The 476-nt window shown below is 41.2% G+C and carries 2 pseudogenes; both read right to left on the reverse strand.

What is annotated here, in order from left to right:
• Nucleotides 1-2: 2 nt before the first annotated feature.
• A pseudogene (locus BZK24_RS09775) lies at nt 3-157 on the reverse strand (type I restriction endonuclease).
• 51 nt (nt 158-208) lie between these two features.
• Nucleotides 209-476, reverse strand: a pseudogene (locus BZK24_RS08860) (hypothetical protein); the annotation flags it as partial.

The following is a 476-nucleotide window of genomic DNA, read 5'->3' on the forward strand; positions in this document are numbered from 1 at the left end:
CCTTATATTAGCCCCTGTTTTGTGTTTTTTTGATTGGCGGTTTTGTTTGGCGTTTTTAGCCTTTAAAGGTTTCATTATAGCAAAGAATATTATTTTTTTATGCGTTTTCTGTGCGTTTGTGGGATAAATAAGCTATAATCGCCCTTTTAAAATTCATTTTTTAAAAGGGGTTTGAATGGTATTTGACAGAACAATCAGCGTGAGAGAGAAAAAAGCGGCCTCCAACGCTGGAGATGTGGTTGCGCTTTGTGAGCTTGGCAAGAATCTTAAAGATCTCTCCAAAATGAACGTTGATGAACTGGTCTAGCCCCCTTTTCCCATCGCAAAAAGTGTTGGGGTAATAAATGAGGAGGGATTTTAGTTTGTCTAGCAAGAGGAGAGGCACGCCTCTGTCATTCACGCTCTGAAAGGTTCTGATGGCTCTTCTAGGATCGGGCTCTTCAAGCCGCATCAAAACCATTTCCAACAGTGCCTCT

This window comes from Helicobacter pylori, from assembly GCF_001998165.1.
Taxonomy (GTDB): Bacteria; Campylobacterota; Campylobacteria; order Campylobacterales; family Helicobacteraceae; genus Helicobacter; species Helicobacter pylori_DL.